The sequence below is a fragment of the Flavobacterium sp. KS-LB2 genome (assembly GCF_036895565.1).
In the GTDB taxonomy this organism is placed as follows: domain Bacteria; phylum Bacteroidota; class Bacteroidia; order Flavobacteriales; family Flavobacteriaceae; genus Flavobacterium.
Genome location: NZ_CP145904.1, coordinates 2,499,652 through 2,520,864, shown reverse-complemented (window position 1 = coordinate 2,520,864; position 21,213 = coordinate 2,499,652). Strand labels below are relative to the sequence as shown.

At 34.8% G+C, this 21,213-nt stretch carries 16 protein-coding genes; 6 read left to right on the top strand and 10 right to left on the bottom strand.

Translation table 11 applies throughout. The annotated features are described in order from the left end of the window. Positions 1–12: 12 nt before the first annotated feature. From V5J73_RS10720 to V5J73_RS10695, 6 genes are all read right to left on the bottom strand, one after another. Positions 13–309, bottom strand: coding sequence for a YtxH domain-containing protein (locus V5J73_RS10720; protein WP_338645762.1), 297 nt, complete (start codon positions 307–309; stop codon positions 13–15). Positions 310–336: 27 nt separating this feature from the next. Further along, the gene (locus V5J73_RS10715; RefSeq protein WP_338645760.1) at positions 337–480 is read right to left on the bottom strand and encodes a lmo0937 family membrane protein; all 144 of its coding nucleotides are present in this window, start codon (positions 478–480) and stop codon (positions 337–339) included. Positions 481–506: 26 nt separating this feature from the next. Further along, positions 507–1,145, bottom strand: coding sequence for a porin family protein (locus V5J73_RS10710; protein ID WP_338645758.1), 639 nt, complete (start codon positions 1,143–1,145; stop codon positions 507–509). Between the two features lie 327 nt (positions 1,146–1,472). Continuing rightward, the gene (locus V5J73_RS10705; RefSeq protein WP_338645756.1) at positions 1,473–3,257 is read right to left on the bottom strand and encodes a sensor histidine kinase; all 1,785 of its coding nucleotides are present in this window, start codon (positions 3,255–3,257) and stop codon (positions 1,473–1,475) included. A 1-nt stretch (position 3,258) separates the two neighbouring features. Then, positions 3,259–3,705, bottom strand: coding sequence for a response regulator (locus V5J73_RS10700; protein ID WP_338645754.1), 447 nt, complete (start codon positions 3,703–3,705; stop codon positions 3,259–3,261). 11 nt (positions 3,706–3,716) lie between these two features. Continuing rightward, positions 3,717–4,280 (bottom strand): helix-turn-helix domain-containing protein, encoded by a 564-nt coding sequence (locus V5J73_RS10695; protein WP_338645752.1) that lies wholly within the window; start codon positions 4,278–4,280, stop codon positions 3,717–3,719. 531 nt (positions 4,281–4,811) lie between these two features. On the opposite strand from V5J73_RS10695, the gene pyrF reads away from it, so the two are divergent. Continuing rightward, a complete protein-coding gene (pyrF, locus tag V5J73_RS10690) occupies positions 4,812–5,654 on the top strand; it encodes an orotidine-5'-phosphate decarboxylase (RefSeq protein WP_338645750.1) in 843 nt (280 codons plus the stop codon). Between the two features lie 55 nt (positions 5,655–5,709). Further along, positions 5,710–6,504, top strand: coding sequence for an ABC transporter substrate-binding protein (locus V5J73_RS10685; protein WP_338645748.1), 795 nt, complete (start codon positions 5,710–5,712; stop codon positions 6,502–6,504). On the opposite strand, the gene V5J73_RS10680 is transcribed toward V5J73_RS10685, so the two are convergent. Continuing rightward, positions 6,499–6,648: a hypothetical protein gene (locus tag V5J73_RS10680; RefSeq protein ID WP_338645746.1), complete on the bottom strand. Its 150-nt coding sequence runs from the start codon at positions 6,646–6,648 to the stop codon at positions 6,499–6,501. The genes V5J73_RS10685 and V5J73_RS10680 overlap by 6 nt on opposite strands. Before the next feature lie 106 nt (positions 6,649–6,754). Between V5J73_RS10680 and V5J73_RS10675 the strand changes: the two genes are divergently transcribed. Further along, positions 6,755–7,540 carry an alpha/beta fold hydrolase gene (locus V5J73_RS10675; RefSeq protein ID WP_338645744.1) on the top strand — a complete coding sequence of 262 codons (786 nt, stop codon included), beginning with the start codon at positions 6,755–6,757 and terminating at the stop codon, positions 7,538–7,540. Between the two features lie 261 nt (positions 7,541–7,801). Here the strand turns inward: V5J73_RS10675 and purU are convergent, their stop codons facing one another. Continuing rightward, positions 7,802–8,656, bottom strand: a complete 855-nt coding sequence (gene purU / locus V5J73_RS10670; protein ID WP_338645742.1) for a formyltetrahydrofolate deformylase — start codon at positions 8,654–8,656, stop codon at positions 7,802–7,804. A 121-nt stretch (positions 8,657–8,777) separates the two neighbouring features. Next, positions 8,778–9,485 carry a DUF4197 domain-containing protein gene (locus V5J73_RS10665; RefSeq protein ID WP_338645740.1) on the bottom strand — a complete coding sequence of 236 codons (708 nt, stop codon included), beginning with the start codon at positions 9,483–9,485 and terminating at the stop codon, positions 8,778–8,780. Between the two features lie 288 nt (positions 9,486–9,773). Here V5J73_RS10665 and V5J73_RS10660 point away from each other — a divergent pair, with 288 nt between their 5' ends. The 3 genes from V5J73_RS10660 to V5J73_RS10650 all read left to right on the top strand — a co-directional run bounded on the left by V5J73_RS10660 (position 9,774) and on the right by V5J73_RS10650 (position 20,441). Next, positions 9,774–13,226, top strand: coding sequence for a methylmalonyl-CoA mutase family protein (locus tag V5J73_RS10660; RefSeq protein ID WP_338645738.1), 3,453 nt, complete (start codon positions 9,774–9,776; stop codon positions 13,224–13,226). A 284-nt stretch (positions 13,227–13,510) separates the two neighbouring features. Continuing rightward, positions 13,511–14,377 carry an alpha/beta hydrolase gene (locus V5J73_RS10655; protein WP_338645736.1) on the top strand — a complete coding sequence of 289 codons (867 nt, stop codon included), beginning with the start codon at positions 13,511–13,513 and terminating at the stop codon, positions 14,375–14,377. Between the two features lie 919 nt (positions 14,378–15,296). Beyond that, positions 15,297–20,441: a T9SS type A sorting domain-containing protein gene (locus V5J73_RS10650; RefSeq protein ID WP_338645735.1), complete on the top strand. Its 5,145-nt coding sequence runs from the start codon at positions 15,297–15,299 to the stop codon at positions 20,439–20,441. A 130-nt stretch (positions 20,442–20,571) separates the two neighbouring features. On the opposite strand, the gene V5J73_RS10645 is transcribed toward V5J73_RS10650, so the two are convergent. Next, a complete protein-coding gene (locus tag V5J73_RS10645; RefSeq protein WP_338645734.1) occupies positions 20,572–21,147 on the bottom strand; it encodes a DUF1543 domain-containing protein in 576 nt (191 codons plus the stop codon). Positions 21,148–21,213 lie beyond the last annotated feature (66 nt).

Here is a 21,213-nt window from a genome sequence, read left to right as displayed (position 1 = left end):
TGGGAGTTGCCTTTAGACCATTGGCTTATTCATGTTTTTCAAGTTGTCCGTATTGGCTATTTCTGCTTTTATAACCTCTTTTGAATTTCCTAATAACTGTTGGGATTCATTTTTGAAATTATTAATGGTTTCAGAAATGACACTTGATAATTTACTCGAAGAATCTTTGAGTGAGGTTGCCAAATCAGCGCTTTTGTCAACGATTTTTTTTCTAGTTTCACATCCTTTTGCTGGAGCAAATAGTATTCCTAAAACTGTCCCTACTGCTAAACCTCCAAGCAATCCTACTGCTATATTATTGTTTTTCATGATTTTACTTTTTTTAGATTTATTTTTTTATCCTTTTATCACTCGTAATAAAATAGCGATTACTGCTATTACCAATAAAACATGAATGATGCTACCGATGCTGTAAACAAAGAATCCCAACGCCCAGAGTACAACTAGAACAACTGCGACTATGTATAATAGATTTGACATGAGGTATGTATTGAGTTAGTTTAATATTAAAGTTTTATAGCTGCGTACACACTTAAAACACTGTTTTTAGAATCTGGGAACGTGTACGTTTGTCCAAGAACTGTTCTTTCCTTTCCCACTGTGTTTAATCCGTAATTGTATCTGGCACCTATTCCAAAACTGTCAAAATCAAATCCAATTCCAGCAGCTAAACCATAATCAAATTTATTCAAATCATCTTCATCAACATTTTCTTCAAAGTTGTAAGATCCATCTGCAGATTCGTTGGTGATTTTTGAGTTAACTAAAAAAGCGGCGTATGGGCCGAAGTGAATATTGAAATTCTTAGTAAGATTGGCCTTCAATAATAAAGGAACTTCAATATAGTTCAGTCTAAATTTCCCTGTACCTTCAGCAAATGCGTTGTTGTATTGTAATTCTGCTCCTTTAGTAGTAAAACTAACTTCTGGTTGTAAAGACAAGCTTGAAGATATTGGAAGTTGTGCAAACAAACCAATGTTGAAACCAGCTAGAACATTCTCATCATCCACATCTTCGGTATATAAGTTTGACATATTCAGGCCTCCTTTTATTCCTAATGAAGCTCCAGTTTCTTGTGCTTGAATTGCATTTGTTGCTCCTAATGTTACTATAACAACCGCTAATATTCTCTTTAAATTTTTCATCTTTGGCTATTTTTTAATTGTTTATTTTAGTTTTACAAAGATGCGATGGTTGTTATTACTGCGTGTTACATAAATTTCAAATATTATTACAGAATTTTAATATGGACTTGAAAAAATAGAGAATTTCCCAAGACGATTGGTTACATACAATCGTTTTTATCTAAAAAGTATTGATAGACTCGAAGTAATTGCTTTTGCGTTTTAAGTAGCACTATTTCCTTTTGAAAAAGTAGTGTTTGATTTGGGAAATACTATTTTTTAAAGCGATAAGATTGGCAATAATATGACTATTTGTTGAAGTGAATATCTTCTCTCTATTAGTGCAGTTTAACTAGCAGGAAGATAAATAATAAAAGTTGCTCCTTCATTAGAGACTCCTTTGGCAAAGATAAATCCCTTGTGGTTTTCAACTATTTTTTTACAAATAGCGAGTCCAATTCCAGTTCCTTCGTACTCGTTTTTGTTGTGAAGGCGATTGAAGAGAATGAATATTTTTTTAGCATATTCTTGCTCAAAACCAATTCCATTATCTGATACGGTGATTTTGTGATATTTGGTATTGCTTTGCGCTAAAAATTCCTCGTCATTAGCAATAATTGTCGAACAATTGATTTTGATAATAGGAATTGAATCTTCTTTGCTGTATTTTAAAGAGTTGTTGATTAAATTAATAAACAACTGTTGAATTTGGAACGGAATTACACATAAAACGGGCAATTCATTAGCTTCTATAATGGCTTTTTTCTCTTCAATAATTTGGGCTAATTCTTGTTTTGCATTTTCCAACAAATAATTTAAATCGGTTTCTTCAAAAGCTTTTTCCGCTTTATTTGTTCTTGAAAATTGTAATAAATCCTGAATTAGAATTCGCATTCTGTTTGCAGAGGATTGAATGCTGGACACGTATTGTTGTCCCGCTTTCGATAAATTTTCATAATCTTTACTGACTAATCGAGAAAGAAAAGTTTCTATTTTGCGCAAAGGTTCTTGTAAATCATGACTGGCAATGTAATTGAATGCGGTGAGTTCTTTATTGTTACTTTCTAACTCCCTATTGCGGTCTTCTATGATTTTTTGAGCATACACTTCTTCCGTAACATCGCTCGTGGTTCCTATAAAAGTTTTGTCCCCAGAAGCAACCGTAACAATTCTACCTAATGTTCTGAAATATCTGATCTCGCCATCTTTTCTAATAATACGGTATGTAAAAGGAGCAAGGTCATTAGCAGTAAGAATGCTTTTTGTGTTTTCGATTACAAATTCTAAATCTTCTGGATGGATGAAGTTTAAATATGCCTCTAAACTCGCTACAAAAGATTGCGGTTCACAACCCAATAATCGATATTCATTGTCGGAGAAAGTATAAATGTTTTTTTCAAAATTGAACTGCCACCCTCCAAAACCACCTACTACTTCAGCATGTTTACTAGCTTCATTAGCTACAGAAAGCGTATCGATTGTTATTTTTAGCAACACTAAATCCCTATTCATTTTTATAAATGCGACCGTAATTAGAATCAAGGTTATTAGGAGCGTGAAATAAATCAATAACGGAGTATAATTCATCGTTAACTCATAGTCGTTTTGCCTATTTTTTAAAAGTTTCTGTTGGGTGATCATCATGTCTTCTATTTTAAGGCGAATAGAATCCATGGTTTGCTTACCAATGATTAAATTATGCGTTAAAATCTTTTTGTCATAATTTTCATGTTCAACCAGATAAAGAGACTTAGAAAGGTAGTTTTGTCTTTTGTTAATGTAATACAAAAGTTTTTTTAGATTGCTTTGTTGCGTTCTGCTATTAGCAGTCAGGTTACTCACTCTTGCAAATGATTTTTTCACTAAGTCTTTTGAACGATGATACGGTTTGAGGAAGTTTTTATCATTGGTCAAGAGATAGCCTCTTTGGCCCGTTTCGGCATCTTTTATGGAAGAAATGAGTCGTTCAAGTTCAGCATTCACCTCGTGGCTATTACTCACCCAGACAGACGATTTTTTTAAAACCGTAATGTGCTTGAAAGTAATCCCGCCAATAAAAAAAATAATTGCTACCGAGATGATAAAAATTATTTTTAAAAAAAGAGGTGATTTGTGAAGTTGAATATATTTCATTTTACATTCTCATTAAAAAATTATCTTTATTGAGTCCGGAAGTATGGTATTGCCAATTTATGGTCACCACTTCTGAAAGTACCCTTTTTAAATCCTCAAAATCATTTGGTTTCTTGATGTAAATATTCGCACCATTTACAAAGGTTTCTTCAATATGCTCCTCAGACGATGAGGTTGAATAAATCGCAATGGCAATATCATTTAGTTTTTGATTTTTTTTGATTTCTAATAAACATTCAACGCCATTTTTTTTAGGCATGTTCAAATCTAAAAACAATACGTTAGGCAATATAGAATCTTCATGGTTTAGATAATCCATCAATTCGACACCATCGTTAAAGGTACTTACTTTGGTATTGATTTTTAATTCATCAAAAGCGTCAGTAAAAAATAATCTATCATCTTCGTCATCGTCTGCAAGGCAAATATTTATAAAATCAGTAGTCATATACTATTGGTTTAATTGTTGTTTTTATTGGATAATTCTCTTCTTTTTGAAATAATTTTCTGGAAAGCTGAAGGTGTCATTCCAGTGTTATGCTTGAATTGCGTACTTAAATGTGCTACACTAGAATAATTCAGTTGAATAGAAATTTCAGTTAAATTAAGGGAGGTAGTAGTCATAAGTTGTTTGGCTAATTCTATTTTCTGAATAATGATAAAGTTTTCAATAGAGGTATAAGTAACTTCTGAAAAAATATTAGATAAATACGCGTAACTAAGATTTAATTTATCTGCAATATAAACGGAACTTTTGATATTTAGGGCTCTGTCACTATTAACCATCTCAACTATGGTGTCTTTTATTTTTTGAACCAAAACACTTTTTTGGTTCTCCACTATTTCTATTCCATATTCTTTAAAAATTGCGGTAATTTCTGCAAGTTTTTCAGACGGTACTTTTTCTAAAAAATTAAATTCACCAAACCCAATAGTATTAAATTTATATCCTAATTCAGATAGTTTTTCCTGAACAATTTTTTTTGTCAGTTGGGCATAATCAAATTTCAAATATACTTTCATAAATAGTTTTGTTTAAAGTAAAGATATAAAAAGGTTGCTTTGAAATTCATTTTTTACCATTCTTGAAATCTTTATTTTTTATTATAAACGAATGAATTTAGCAGTTTTTCTCCAAAAAATAAAACCAATTTAATAGATTTAGTTTTGATTATTAATACTTTAAAAATAGATTTTTTTTAGGATATAGGTATTCTCTACTCGTTTTAAAGATCAACAATCGTTAAATTTGTGTTTTTTTTAACATCATTTGCAGGATTCGGCGGTTCTTTTTTTGGAATCTCACAAAGTATTTTTAGAGAGCTACGATTTTGTAGTGTAATAAACCTTAATCAGGAAGAATGTTTTGGATATTATAAATGTTGGTTTTTAATCCATCGTTTTGATGGGAATGTTGCTATATTTTTTTCAATTTCAATTTCTAAAATTTAGGAATAATGCATTTTGATGTCCTACTATAATTTGAAATTTTATTGAAGGATTATAACCGATATTGAATGTATGTTTGTAATTTTGCCGCACAACTACACAAATATGACTACACAACAACTAATTGAGCAAATCAAAATCAAAAAATCATTCCTTACCATAGGACTCGATGTTGATTTGACTAAAATTCCACAACATTTACTAGCATTAGAAGATCCTATTTTCGAATTCAATAAAGCGATAATCGATGCAACTCATGATTTAGCAGTGGCATATAAACCAAACACTGCTTTTTATGAAGCATACGGAATAAAAGGGTGGCTGTCGTTGCAAAAAACAATAAATTACATCAACGAAAATTATCCAGATATTTTCACGATAGCCGATGCAAAGCGAGGAGATATAGGCAATACGTCATCTATGTACGCCAAAGCTTTTTTTGAAGACTTGAATTTTGATAGTGTTACCGTTGCTCCTTATATGGGGAAAGATTCAGTGGAACCGTTTTTAGCTTTCGAAAATAAACATACTATTATGTTGGCTTTGACTTCAAACGAAGGTGCTTTTGATTTTCAGACTTTAATCACGAATCCAGAAGTTTCAGGAGGAAAAGAATTGTACAAACAAGTATTAGAAACGTCTAAATCTTGGAAAAACAGCGAAAACCTAATGTATGTGGTTGGTGCTACTAAAGCCGAATATTTTGCTGAAATTCGTAAAATTGTCCCAGATAGTTTCTTGCTAGTTCCTGGTGTTGGTGCACAAGGAGGAAGTTTAGCTGAGGTATGTAAATACGGAATGAATACTGCTGTAGGGTTACTTGTAAATTCTTCCAGAGCGATTATTTATGCTTCAAATGGAACTGATTTTATTGAAAAAGCAAGAGAAGAAGCTCTGAATATGCAACAGGAAATGGAAGCGATTATAGGTTTAAAGTTTAATGTTTAAAGTTTCAGGTTGCTCACCTTTGGACATTAAACCTTTTAAACTTTAAATAGAAAATATGAAAACTCTAATCGACCAACTCGGGACGTCCCATTTATTTGAAACTTCACCAAAACGTATTATTTCATTAGTTCCCTCGCAAACGGAATTATTGTATGATTTGGGTTTGGAAGACCGAATTGTTGGAATAACAAAGTTCTGTGTGCATCCATATCATTTTAAATCAACCAAGAAAATAGTTGGTGGTACTAAAAAAGTGCATTATGAGAAAATTAGATTGTTGCAACCGGATATCATCATTTGCAACAAAGAGGAAAATACACTTGAAATAGTCGAGGAATTGAGGAAAATTTGCCCAGTTTGGGTAACCAATGTCATCACTATTGAAGATAATTTTCAAATGATAACTGATTTCGGTCAGCTATTCAATTGTAGAACCGAATCTCAGAAATGGAACGACAAATTGGCTTTTGCCTGGAGCGATTTTAAAAACTTCATCAAAGATAAACCGGTTAGAAAAGTAGCTTATTTCATTTGGAAAAACCCTTTTATGGTCGCAGGTTCGAATAATTTTATCAATGAATTACTGAAACTGAACCATTTTCAAAATATTTACGAGAATAAAGGACGTTACCCGGAAATCGAACTCAAAAAAATACGTTTAGAGGGCGATCCGGATTTGGTTTTCCTTTCTTCAGAGCCGTATCCTTTCAAAGAGGAAGATGCATTCGAAATAGGAATACACACGCATCATGCAAAAACGGTATTTGTAGATGGCGAAATGTTTTCTTGGTATGGAAGCAGGCTACTAAAATCGTTTGATTACTTTAAAAAAATGCATCAAAAATTATAATTCGCATTCTTCTAAAATTAATTCTTCTATTGGCACAGTTGACTTAACCGTAGTTTTTTCAATGTTGAAATTCAGTTCTGAGAACATTTGGTATTCTCTTTTAAGATTCTCAATTTCACTTTTCTCTTGCAACAATCCTTTCATGGGTGTAATTTTTTTGCAAATTTACGGTATACAATTATAAAATAAGCATTATTTTTTGTTAAGATTGGGATTTAAAATTAAAGTCCTATTTTTACAAAAAAAACGAGTGATTAATTATACCATTTACGAAAATAAAAACACCGATCAGTGGGTCACTTTTGTACATGGCGCTGGCGGAAGTTCGTCTATATGGTTTAAGCAAATTAGGGATTTCAAAAAACAATATAATGTATTGTTATTGGATTTACGCGGTCATGGGGAATCAAAACCTACTTTAAAGACGGCTTTCAAACAGAAATATACTTTTTCGGCTTTGGCCAATGATATTCTGGAAGTACTAGATTTTTTAAAAATCAAAAAATCACATTTTGTTGGTATTTCATTAGGCACCATTCTCATCAGACAATTGGCTGAAATGTATCCAGAGCGAGTACAAAGTATGATTCTGGGTGGAGCAATTCTTAAAATGAATTTCCGTTCTCAAGTATTAATGCGATTGGGAAATATGTTTAAATATGTATTGCCGTATTTGGTTTTGTACAAATTCTTTGCTTTTGTAATTATGCCTAAAAAAAGTCACAAACAATCGCGTGTGCTTTTTATCAATGAGGCCAAGAAATTATACCAAAAAGAATTTATCAAATGGTTCAAACTAACTGCAGAGATAAATCCAGTTTTGAAATGGTTTCGTCAAGTTGAACTAAATATTCCTACGCTTTATGTAATGGGTGAAGAGGATTATATGTTTTTGCCATCAGTTAAGAAAGTCGTGGAGAATCATTATAAATCGTCAAAACTCTTTGTGATAGAAAAATGTGGACATGTAGTAAATGTGGAGCAACCCAATGCTTTTAACGATGCGGTTCTTTCTTTTATAAATACAGCTAAATAAAAAAAATGCCTGCATTATAAATGCAGGCAATTCTTTAACTAACCAAAACCAAAATAATAAATAACCAGTTTATTACTCCACAAAGGTCGTACATAAAAGCATGTTTCGTTGTTAAGATTTTGTTATTACTTTGTTGGGCATACGTTAAGATTTTTAGCGATCCTTCATTATGATTTAATTAGACTGCCTTCAAAGCTTTTTGTTGGCATTGAATACAGCCCTTTATAATTGAGAATTGTAAAAATTAGACATTTTTGCTTGTTATAAAAACACTACCGTTTTATTGCCATACACCATTGTTTTTCGTTCGGCATGCAGTTTTATGGCTCTTGCCAAAACCATGCGTTCTAGGTCGCGTCCTTTCATAATGAAATCTTCTATGGAATGACTGTGCGAAACTCGGGCAATATCTTGCTCGATAATTGGGCCTTCATCTAATCCTTCGGTCACATAATGACTCGTAGCTCCAATGATTTTCACACCACGTTTAAAAGCCGAATGATACGGTTTTGCTCCTGGAAATGCCGGAAGAAACGAATGATGAATATTGATGATTTGATTCTTGTACTGTGCAATTAAAAGAGGTGTGATAATTTGCATGTAGCGTGCCAAAACGATAAAGTCAATTTGGTATTGTTTTAGTAAATCCAATTGTTTTAATTCCCCTTCGGATTTAATATCTTTAGTGAAAGGAACGTAGTGAAACGGGATTGAAAAGCGTTCTGCAACAGCTCTCAAATCCTCATGATTGCTTATAATCAACGGAATTTCAAGAGGCAATTCACCGGCACTGTATCGTCCTAAAATATCATACAAACAATGATCGTATTTGGAAACAAACAAAGCCATTTTTGGTTTCTCGTCTTGGGTATAGATTTCCCATGACATGTTAAACCGAGTCGCTAAGTTAGTTTGAAAATCAGTTTTTATGGCGTCAATATTCCAGTTTTTGGCACTGAATTCACACTCTAAACGCATGAAAAATACATTTTCATCAGCATCTACATGTTGGTCTAGATAAATAATATTGCCATCAATTGAGGAAATATAATTCGTAACGGAAGCGATAATTGCTTTTTGATCCTCGCAATGAATTAGGATGGTAATTTTTTGCATTCTATATTTATTTCAGCTTAATTTTAGTTTTGAATACTTTTTCAAAACTAAACCTATTCCTTTTTATAAAAAAGTTTGATTTGGCTGTTTTATGTTTGAAAAAAAACAGCCAGATTTCAATTTATATTTTATCCTGCATGGCAAAAACTTTTTGCAATAAAACAGAGGTTCTGGCATTCAAATTAGTTCTAATGTTTTTCTCTTCTACGGCAACCATTTTGAAAACGCCATTCAACGCTTGATTGGTTACATAATCAGTCAAATCAGGATTCACTTTATTCACAAGAGGAATGCTGTTGTATTTTGTAATAATGTTCGTCCAAACTTTATCGGCACCTACTTTTGTAAATGAATTTTTAATCACAGGATTGAATTTTCCGTACAAAGCTGTAGAAGTGCTATTCTGTAAATAATTCGTAGCTGAACTTTCATTTCCCATCAATATCGTTTTGGCATCATAAAAAGTCATGTTTCTTACAGCATCAACAAAAATTGGAGTAGCTTCCTTTACCGCATCTTCAGCAGCACGATTTAAAACTTTCAAACCTTCATCGGCCAATGAACTCAATCCAATTCGTCTCAAACCGGCATCTACTTTTCTTAATTCTTCTGGCAATAAAATTTTTACCGCTTCATTTTTGTAAAAACCATCCGTAGCGGTTAGTTTTGTAACTTGTTTTGAAATCCCATTATTCAGGGCTTCCTTCAATCCGCCAGCAATGTCAACACCGCCAATTCCTTGCGTTTGCGGAAATTGATTCATCACTTGTTGCATTTCGGCACAACCTGAAAGAGAAACTGCTACCACTAAAATTAAAATTTTCTTCATCGTAAAATATTTATTTATTAATTCGCCATCTGGCATTTGTAAAAATACGACTTATTCAAAAACAAAGCCAACTATTCGTAAGGAGCACAAATGTAGTTGAATTAATTATGATTTGTCCTGCTCCCTAAACTCCTGGACGCTGTATTCTCGCCAAAAAAAGCGTGGGATGCTACTTCAATCAGGGGTAAATAACAAAATTCTGTCTTATTTATTAACAACGAGTAGCAACACCAAATAATTTTTAAAATAAAATCGTAAATTGCAGGCTTAAATTATCATATTCATAAAATGGAACAACAAAAGCCATATATCCCTAACAATAAAGTAAGAATTGTTACCGCAGCAGCTCTTTTTGACGGTCACGATGCCGCAATCAATATTATGCGTAGGATTATTCAGTCTACAGGTGTTGAGGTAATCCATTTGGGCCACGACCGTAGTGTAGAAGAAGTAGTCAATACTGCAATTCAAGAAGATGCTAATGCCATTGCAATAACTTCCTATCAAGGCGGACATAACGAATATTTCAAATATATGTATGACTTGCTTCAAGAAAAAGGAGCAGGACAAATCAAGATATTTGGTGGTGGAGGAGGTGTAATTCTACCTTCAGAAATAGCCGAATTACAAGCGTATGGAATTACGCGTATTTATGCGCCAGATGATGGACGCGCTATGGGATTACAAGGAATGATCAATGATTTGGTACAACAATCTGATTTTCCTACAGGTGATAGATTGACAAATGAATTAGAAGAATTAGAATCAAAAAATCCGACCGCTATTGCAAGAATTATATCTGCAGCAGAAAATTTCCCGGATGTTGCGGCTAAAACTTTGGAAGCCATCCAAAAAAAGAATGAAAACAGTACGATTCCAGTTCTTGGAATTACAGGAACAGGTGGAGCAGGAAAATCATCATTAGTAGATGAATTAGTACGTCGTTTTTTAATTGATTTTCCCGAAAAAACGATCGGATTAATATCTGTGGATCCATCCAAACGTAAAACGGGTGGTGCATTATTAGGAGATAGAATCCGCATGAATGCAATCAATAATCCTCGTGTTTACATGCGTTCTTTGGCTACACGTCAATCAAATCTGGCATTGTCTAAATATGTTGCCGATGCGATTCAAGTGATTAAAGCAGCGAAATATGACATCATTATTTTAGAAACCTCTGGCATTGGTCAATCGGATACAGAGATTATGGATCACTCTGATGTTTCTTTGTATGTAATGACACCAGAATTTGGTGCTGCAACCCAATTGGAGAAAATTGACATGCTTGATTTTGCTGATTTGGTAGCGATCAATAAATTTGACAAACGCGGTTCTCTGGATGCTTTGCGTGATGTGAAAAAACAATACCAACGCAACCACAACTTATGGGATGCGGATTTAGATACACTTCCAGTTTTTGGGACAATTGCTTCGCAGTTCAATGATCCGGGAATGAATACGCTGTACAAAGCGATTATGGATAAAGTCCATGAAAAAACAAATTCTGATTTGAAATCAACGTTTCAAATCACGCGTGAAATGAGTGAGAAAATCTTCGTTATTCCACCACACAGAACGCGTTACTTATCAGAAATTGCCGAAAGCAACAGAAAATATGATGTTACGGCAGTAAGCCAAGAGCAAGTTGCCCAGAAATTATACGGGATTTTCAAAACAATTGAAACGGTAGCCAAGAGAACACCTGAACTAAATAAAGCAGGAATCAATGATGATTCCGTTTTACCAACTGCTTTAGAATCTGAAAAACCGGGTGTTGCTGAGGATAAAATATTCCTCAACCTTTTACTGAATCAATTCGATAAAGTAAAAATGGACCTAGATCCGTACAATTGGGAAATCATTTTGACTTGGGACGAAAAAGTAAACAAGTACAAGAATCCAGTGTATACCTTCAAAGTTCGTGACCGAGAAATAAAAATGGCGACGCATACAGAGTCCCTTTCGCATTCTCAAATTTCGAAAATAGCATTACCAAAATACAAAGCTTGGGGTGATATTTTGCGCTGGTGTTTACAGGAAAATGTTCCGGGGGAATTTCCTTTTACCGCTGGTTTATATCCTTTCAAACGCGAGGGAGAAGATCCATCTCGTATGTTTGCGGGAGAAGGCGGACCGGAAAGAACCAACAAACGTTTTCATTATGTGAGTGCAGGATTACCGGCAAAACGATTGTCAACTGCTTTTGATAGTGTAACTTTATACGGAAACGACCCACATGTACGTCCAGATATCTATGGAAAAATCGGGAATGCCGGAGTTTCTATTTGTTGTTTGGATGATGCTAAAAAATTATATTCCGGTTTCGATTTGGTTCACGCCATGACTTCGGTGAGTATGACTATCAATGGTCCTGCACCAATGTTATTAGGCTTTTTCATGAATGCTGCTATTGACCAACAATGTGAGTTTTACATCAAAGAAAATAATCTTGAAAAAGAAGTTGAAACAAAAATCAACAAAATATACGCAGCTAAAGGAGTCGAAAGACCGCATTATCAAGGCGATTTGCCAGCAGGGAATAATGGTTTAGGATTAATGCTTTTGGGAGTTACCGGAGATCAGGTTTTACCTTTGGAAGTGTATAACGAAATTAAAGCAAGAACATTATCTCAAGTTCGTGGAACCGTTCAGGCTGATATTTTGAAAGAAGACCAAGCACAAAATACTTGTATTTTCTCTACTGAATTTGCCCTACGATTGATGGGTGACGTACAGGAATATTTCATTACTAAGAATGTTAGAAATTTCTATTCGGTTTCTATTTCAGGATATCACATTGCCGAAGCAGGAGCAAATCCTATTACGCAATTGGCTTTTACACTTTCTAATGGCTTCACGTATGTGGAATATTATTTGAGTCGTGGTATGAACATCAATGATTTTGGACCAAACTTATCATTCTTCTTTTCGAATGGAGTAGATCCTGAATATGCAGTGATTGGTCGTGTAGCGCGCAAAATTTGGGCGAAAGCCATGAAAAACAAATACGGAGCTAACGAGCGTGCGCAAATGTTGAAATACCATATTCAAACTTCGGGTCGTTCTTTACACGCGCAGGAAATAGATTTTAATGATATTCGTACCACTTTGCAAGCTTTGTATGCGATTTATGACAACTGTAATTCGTTACATACGAATGCGTATGACGAAGCAATTACAACGCCAACCGAAGAATCAGTGCGTCGTGCCATGGCAATTCAGTTGATTATCAATAAAGAATTAGGTCTTGCCAAAAATGAAAACCCAATTCAAGGAGCTTTTATCATCGAAGAATTAACTGATTTAGTGGAAGCAGCAGTTTTATTGGAGTTCGACCGAATTACTGAACGTGGTGGAGTGCTTGGTGCTATGGAAACTATGTACCAACGTTCTAAAATTCAAGAAGAAAGTTTGTATTATGAAACATTGAAACATACTGGTGAATTTCCAATTATTGGTGTGAATACGTTCTTGAGTTCTAAAGGTTCTCCAACGGTAATTCCGGCCGAAGTTATTCGTGCCACCGAAGAAGAAAAACAATACCAAATTGATATGTTGGGTCATTTACACCAGTCGAATCAGAGTAAGGTAAAGGAGCAATTGAATGCTATACAAGAAGCTGCCATTAAAAACGAAAATTTATTTGAATATCTGATGGAAGCGACAAAAGTTTGTTCTTTGGGGCAAATCACTTCGGCTTTATTTGAAGTTGGTGGTCAGTATAGAAGAAATATGTAATTATAGAACCACTTTTTGCATGGCAAAAAGTGTGTGAATCGCTTACCCCGCTTTCGAGCGGGATCTATTCGGGAATAAAAATGAATTGCTTTTCCCCATTTTTATCGGGATCTTTTCAACAAAAGACTTTTTCTGTCCGTTTTAAATTGAACGTAATTCTAATAATTCAGTACAAGAATAAAAGACCTTTCAGTAATGGAAGGTCTTTTTTTTACAATAATTACAGTTTTTATATTATTTATAAGAAAGTGTTATATTTACAATTTACCTTAAAACTGATTCGTATGAAAAAACTTCAAATTGTTTTCTTATTTTTCCTTTTTGGTCATGTTGCTATTTCTTATGCAGCAAAAGCCGATACGTTGCAAATTCCTAGCATGGCTATGAATAAAACCTATAAGGCTGCGGTAGTATTGCCAAATTCCTATTCCAAAAGTAGAATGAATTACCCAGTACTTTATTTATTGCATGGCGCTTATGGTCATTTTAATGATTGGTTGTCAAAAACTCCGGATAAGAATTTATTACACAATTTAGCAGATCAATATAATATTATAATTGTAATGCCTGAGGGAGAAACATTCAGTTTTTATCTGGATAGTCCTGTTAATAAAGGAAGTCAGTTTGAAACTTATATCACGAAAGAAGTAATTGAGAAAGTAGATAACACGTATCGAACCATAAATGACAGAAAAGGACGTGTAATTACGGGGCTCTCTATGGGAGGACACGGAGCATTGTACCTTTCGACAAAACATCCAGAACTATTTTGTGCCGCTGGAAGCATGAGTGGAGCAGTGGATATGGGGAGCATGATGAATCCGGAATCTAAAGAAAGAGTGACTAAATTAATGGAACCTGTTTTTGGAGTTGAAGGGGCATCCCAAGAAGTATATGCTTCGAATGCTGTTTTAAATATGGTGGATAAAATTAAAAGTAATAAACTAGAATTGATTATAGACTGTGGTGTAGATGATTTTTTGATTGAATCGAATAGAGAACTACACCGAAGACTCGTTTACAACAAAGTTTCTCATGATTATACGGAACGGCCAGGAGCTCACACTTGGGAATATTGGGAAAATGCGTTGCCTTCTCATGTGTTATTTTTTAGCAAAATTTTAAGAAACAATACTGTTGTTGTAAAATAGAAATCAGAATAAGATTGTAATTTTTTAATACAAAAGATCTTTCAGTAATGAAAGGTCTTTTTTTTTGCTAATTTATATATTGTTTTTTTTTGATGGATAAAAAGCATTATTTAAAGTCCTTCAGGAGTTTTTTAAAATCTTAAATAGAACTTTTTTAATGTTTTGAGTATTTGAGATTTGCATTTCAATTCAAATAAAAAAATGAAGACTTACAATTAATATGTTAAGAGATTTTGATGTTTTTTAACAGTACTTTTTTATTAACAAAATTTAAATAATAAATTACTTAACTGTCTAATTATCAATAAGTTAACGAGTAGTTTTGTATTAATATTTTTTAACTGTAAACCTTTTCTTAGCGAATAGTGTTTCTTGTCGAGAATAATAGAATTTTATCTTGTTTTAGGATCTTTTGTTTTCTTTTTTTGACGTTATGCCTAACTTTGGTTCAACAAAACTTAATTATTTTAAAGTTTTATAACAACTTAACTATTTGTTTTATAGTGTTTTAAGTTGTTGTTTAAAATAAATAATCTTTGTTGAATAGAGCGCTTCAAAAAACATTTTTTTGAAGGCAATTTGTTTTATTAAATCTTTTGTTAGAACCTTTATTAATTTAAAGACGGATTGTTTTAGATTAAAGTTTAAAGATTGCTTAGCAAAGCAATTGCTGGTAGATAAAAGAATTTAGTTATTGTTTTCTATACTAAAAATCTTTTAAATGATGGATTACTTCGTAAGTGTTTATGAAGGTTAATTTGTATCTCAGTAATTTTTAATGCCCCAGTTTGGAACCTCCTTTTTTTTTAATTTATGGTATTAAACTACACTCTATGAAACAGGACCTTTTCAATTTCTCGAAAACCCAACTTCTACATGCGCTTTCTTATTAATAATATGGTCTTAAAACCAAATTATTATGAAAAAATTTATATTCTATACGATAAAAAGTGTACAAAAAAATGTTCTCACTTTTTCCTGTTATTTCAATACAGGTTTTTCTAGTCTTTTATGGCCAAATTCTATCACTAAAAAACTCTTTATTTGGACAACGTTACTTCTTTTAGTATTTGGTCAGGCTCCTATTTATGGTCAGCTTGTAGGGGGTGCAGCTGTCAAAGCCAATTTTGGTATTGAAGCTGATGGTTACGCTAACTTGTTGCAATTTGGTAACTTTAATCCTGGTCCAGCAAATACGGATGATTGGTTTAATAGCACGTATCCAGGCAGTGGCAAGGGAGTGATAGATATAAGTGGTGCTGCTGCACTGAGAACTTCTATTCTAGCTAATAACAATTTTTCTTTTACAAAAGGGCAGTCAGTAACTACACCTGCTCCTGGTCTTCCATATCCTGTAGTTGACGGCTTTTTATGGATAGATTCTGTGTATGGAAGGGATACTAATTCCGCTCAAGGAAATAGTGATTCAAGTATTTTTGCAAGCTCATCAGATAAAAATGCAGATAATCCAATTACTTGGAGTTTGGGAGCTGGAAGTGTTCCTCAAAAAGATGATATCATTGATGTTATGGCGCATTTACGAGGAACAAATCCCCATGATCCTTCTACAAATCCTGGTTTTCCAATAGATGATAGACCCTTTGATGTGCTTTGGGCCTATGCTGCTGCTACACTGAGATCAACAGATGGTAGCAAGCATATAGATTTTGAATTCTTCAGAACCTTAGTGAGCTATGCTCCGGGAGACCTAGTTTTTGGGAATACAGGCAATGATGGAGGTCGTACTGCATTTACTTTTAACGCTGACGGAAGTGTCAATGTTCCTGGGACTATAATCGTATCGATTGATTATGAAGGCGGTGGATCTAAACCTGAGGTAAGAATCAGAGTATGGATGGATGAAACAGTTTTTAATAATTATAATAATTCGGCAGCCGCAAGACCATTTAGCGTAGTTCCTGGAACTTTTGAAAAAGGAGAGCAAAGTGGTACTTTTGGCTATGGACGTATTGTTTCCAATGATCCAGCCGATGTAGAAAATATTTTTGGAAGGGTTAATGCAGAAGCAAGTACATTGGGCCCACCTTGGGGAACTATTGAAGGACCTAATGCAACATTTTTTGATAATTATCAAACCCTTCAACATGTAGAAATTGGAATTAATCTTACCGCTTTTGGTTTGGACAGAAAAGGACCAGGTTCTGGACCATGTGCCAATGTATTAGGTAGTTTATTAGTTAAAACGCGTAGTTCTGCAGGTGGACAATCTGACTCATTTACGAGTGAGCAAAAAGATTTTGCAGGACCATTCCCATTTGGTAATACGGTAACTCCAACAGTAAGTGCTAGTGTTAATCGTGTAATTACATGTACTAATACTAATGCTACTATTACAGCTACTAATATAGCTCCAACTGGAGCGACTATAGAATGGTATAATCCTTCTAGTGTACTCATTCCTGGGGATAATCCACAAGATCCTGACAGGATAATAATGGAGCCAGGTACTTATACTGTAAAAGTATATGCGCCAGGTTTTGCAGGTTGCTTTGCACAAGCTACAGTAGTTGTAGAAAGAAATATTACACCGCCTAACGCAAATGCAGGAGCCGATAAAGTACTGACTTGTACTGTTACTTCCATCGCTTTGAGTGGTTCGTCTACAACAGCAGGCGCTACTTTCTCTTGGGTTGCTAGTAATGGCGGAAACATTGTTTCTGGAGCTACAACAGCTACACCTACAGTAAATGCAGCAGGTACGTATACATTAACAGTTACTGATCCAGCAAATGGATGTACCGCTACTGATGTGGCTTTAGTAACGTTAAATAATACGCCGCCTAACGCAAATGCAGGAGCCGATAAAGTACTGACTTGTACTGTTACTTCCATCGCTTTGAGCGGTTCGTCTACAACAGCAGGAGCTACTTTCTCTTGGGTTGCTAGTAATGGTGGAAATATTGTTTCTGGAGCTACAACAGCTACACCAACAGTAAATGCAGCGGGTACGTATACATTAACGGTTACTAATCCAGTGAATGGATGCACTGCTACTGATGTGGCTTTAGTAACGTTAAATAATACACCACCGAATGTAAATGCAGGAGCCGATAAAGTACTGACTTGTACTGTTACTTCCATCGCTTTGAGTGGTTCGTCTACAACAGCAGGCGCTACTTTCTCTTGGGTTGCTAGTAATGGCGGAAACATTGTTTCTGGAGCTACAACAGCTACACCAACAGTAAATGCAGCAGGTACGTATACATTAACAGTTACTAATCCAGCAAATGGATGTACTGCTACTGATGTGGCTTTAGTAACGTTAAATAATACACCACCGAATGTAAGTGCAGGAGCCGATAAAGTACTGACTTGTACTTTTACTTCCATCGCTTTGAGTGGTTCGTCTACAACAGCAGGCGCTACTTTCTCTTGGGTTGCTAGTAATGGCGGAAATATTGTTTCTGGAGCTACAACAGCTACACCAACAGTAAATGCAGCAGGTACGTATACATTAACAGTTACTAATCCAGCAAATGGATGTACTGCTACTGATATAGCTTTGGTAACATTAAATAACACGCCACCGAATGCAAATGCAGGAGCAGATAAAGTACTGACTTGTACTGTTACTTCCATCGCTTTGAGTGGTTCGTCTACAACAGCAGGCGCTACTTTCTCTTGGGTTGCTAGTAATGGCGGAAACATTGTTTCTGGAGCTACAACAGCTACACCAACAGTAAATGCAGCAGGTACGTATACATTAACAGTTACTAATCCAGTGAATGGATGTACCGCTACTGATGTGGCTTTAGTAACTCTGGATGCTAATACACCAAATGTAAATGCAGGAGCCGATAAAGTATTGACTTGTACTGTTACTTCTATCGCTTTGAGTGGTTCGTCTACAACAGCAGGCGCTACTTTCTCTTGGGTTGCTAGTAATGGCGGAAACATTGTTTCTGGAGCTACAACAGCTACACCAACAGTAAATGCAGCAGGTACGTATACATTAACAGTTACTAATCCAGCAAATGGATGTACTGCTACTGATGTGGCTTTAGTAACGTTAAATAATACACCACCGAATGTAAATGCAGGAGCCGATAAAGTACTGACTTGTACTGTTACTTCCATCGCTTTGAGTGGTTCGTCTACAACAGCAGGCGCTACTTTCTCTTGGGTTGCTAGTAATGGCGGAAATATTGTTTCTGGAGCTACAACAGCTACACCAACAGTAAATGCAGCGGGTACGTATACATTAACGGTTACTAATCCAGTGAATGGATGCACTGCTACTGATATAGCTTTGGTAACATTAAATAACACGCCACCGAATGCAAATGCAGGAGCTGATAAAGTACTGACTTGTACTGTTACTTCCATCGCTTTGAGTGGTTCGTCTACAACAGCAGGCGCTACTTTCTCTTGGGTTGCTAGTAATGGCGGAAATATCGTTTCTGGAGCTACAACAGCTACACCAACAGTAAATGCAGCAGGTACGTATACATTAACAGTTACTGATCCAGTAAATGGATGTACTGCTACTGATATAGCTTTGGTAACATTAAATAACACGCCACCGAATGCAAATGCAGGAGCTGATAAAGTACTGACTTGTACTGTTACTTCCATCGCTTTGAGTGGTTCGTCTACAACAGCAGGCGCTACTTTCTCTTGGGTTGCTAGTAATGGCGGAAACATTGTTTCTGGAGCTACAACAGCTACACCTACAGTAAATGCAGCAGGTACGTATACATTAACAGTTACTAATCCAGTGAATGGATGTACTGCTACTGATATAGCTTTGGTGACGTTAGACAATACACCGCCGAATGCGGTTGCTGGTCAAGATGTTCAAATTTTGTGTGGTAATACTACTGTTACATTATCAGGATCTTCTAGTACTTTAAATGTAAGCTACTCTTGGGTTGCTACTAATGGTGGTAACATCGTTTCGGGAGCTAATACTGCTAATCCGATAGTAAACCACGATGGAACTTATACATTAACAGTAACAAGTTTAGCAAATGGTTGTACTGCTACTGATCAAGTAGAAGTAACTACTCAGATTTGTGCTAAAGCTTTGTGCACGTATACACAAGGATATTATGGAAATTTTGGTGGTATGGCATGTGCTCCAAATATGGATGCTGGTTTCGATAAATACACAACTTTAGATCTTATAGATAGAGCTTTAGCAGCATATGGCGGAACAATGACTATAGGTTCATTGGGAAATACTGTGATAGTTACAAATACACTTACTGATAGAAATTCGGTTGTAGGTGTTTTGCCTGGTGGAGGAAGCAGTTATGTGTTATCTGGTAGCTACTCTATTAGTGCATTACCTAGTAGTTATTTGACTAAAAAAGGAACTATCAATAACACTTTATTGGCTCAAACGATTACTTTAGGTCTTAATATAGGTATAAATGGAGCTCTTGGTGATTTCGTATTACAAGAAGGAATGTTAGTGACTGCTGCAGCTGAAGGTGGTTGTGGTTCAGATATTCCTAAAGAGCGTCAATGTATCTATGATATTTATGGTAATTTGACTAGTGTGGTAAACGAATACCAATATTACTCAATTGATGCTTCTGTTTTGGCAGCTATTGAAGGAGATAAAACGGTAGAAGGACTATTCAATTTAGCAAATAAAGCCCTTGGAGGTGGAAATACTAATGGAGCTTCACTTACTAGTATCGCTAGTGTTGTTGATAAAATCAATAATGCATTTGATGGTTGTAGAATATTTATGGGATATAATGTTCCTAAATGTAGTGCTACATCAGATTCTAGTACTAATGATACAATAGCGCCGATAGATGCAAAAATTGCTCCTGTAGGTTTTGATGCTTATCCAGTTCCTTTCAAAGATGCACTTACGATCAAATATAAATTTGATTATGTGTCTGATGTGAAAATCGATGTGCTTAATTCACAAGGTGTTTCAGTGCTTACAAAAATGGATAGTAATGGTTATTTGAACAAAGAAGTTACACTAAATCTTAATTCTTATATAGATAGATCTGAGGTGTATGTTGTAAAAGTAACTACCAACAGAGGAAGCAGTGTGAAAAAAGTAATTTCTGCAAAATAGATTTTAATTCATCAACTAATCCAAAAAAATAATTAGGATTAGTTTAAATAATTAAACCTCGAAAGTTTAGCTTTCGAGGTTTTTTATTGGTCATTAAAGAATCAATTTGAGTGGCAGCTCTATCTTTGTGTTATAAATTCTTTAATTTGTCGAGTTTTAAATACCCAATATGCAATTCATCTTCCTTTAATAAAGCCTCCGATTTTGTGATTTTCAAAGCATATATCGCCTTGAATTCTGCGGGGAGCATATCGGCAACTTTATAGGTGTCGTCTACATCAATGCCGTATTTCTCGTCAAGGTGCGACTCAGCTCCTTTAAAACCACAATGCTTATAAAAAGCAGTTGCTTTAGATTTTTTGGTTGCCAAAGCTAATCTATTGGCTACAACAAGCATTTTATAATGGTATTCTTCAAATTCATTTTCTTTATAACCTCCTAGATTGATAAAAAACAACTGAGCTAAAGAAGGAGTTGTTTGGATGTTTTTAGAGATAATTTCGATAGTGAAGTCATTCACGACAGATACTTCTCGCCAAGCGTCAATATGCAGTTTTCCTTTGGCTTCAGGCCAAAAATTTTTAATTTGTGGGATCAAATCTTTTAAGGAATTTCCAATTCCGAAAAAAATATCATGCTGCTCTGTAAAACGTCCAGCCGGCGTACATCCTAGCATTAGCATGTATAATTTAAGTTCTTTTTCCATTTATCAAAAGTACATTATTTTTTAAAATAAACTTTGGCACAATTCATGAATACACTTTTTCAATAT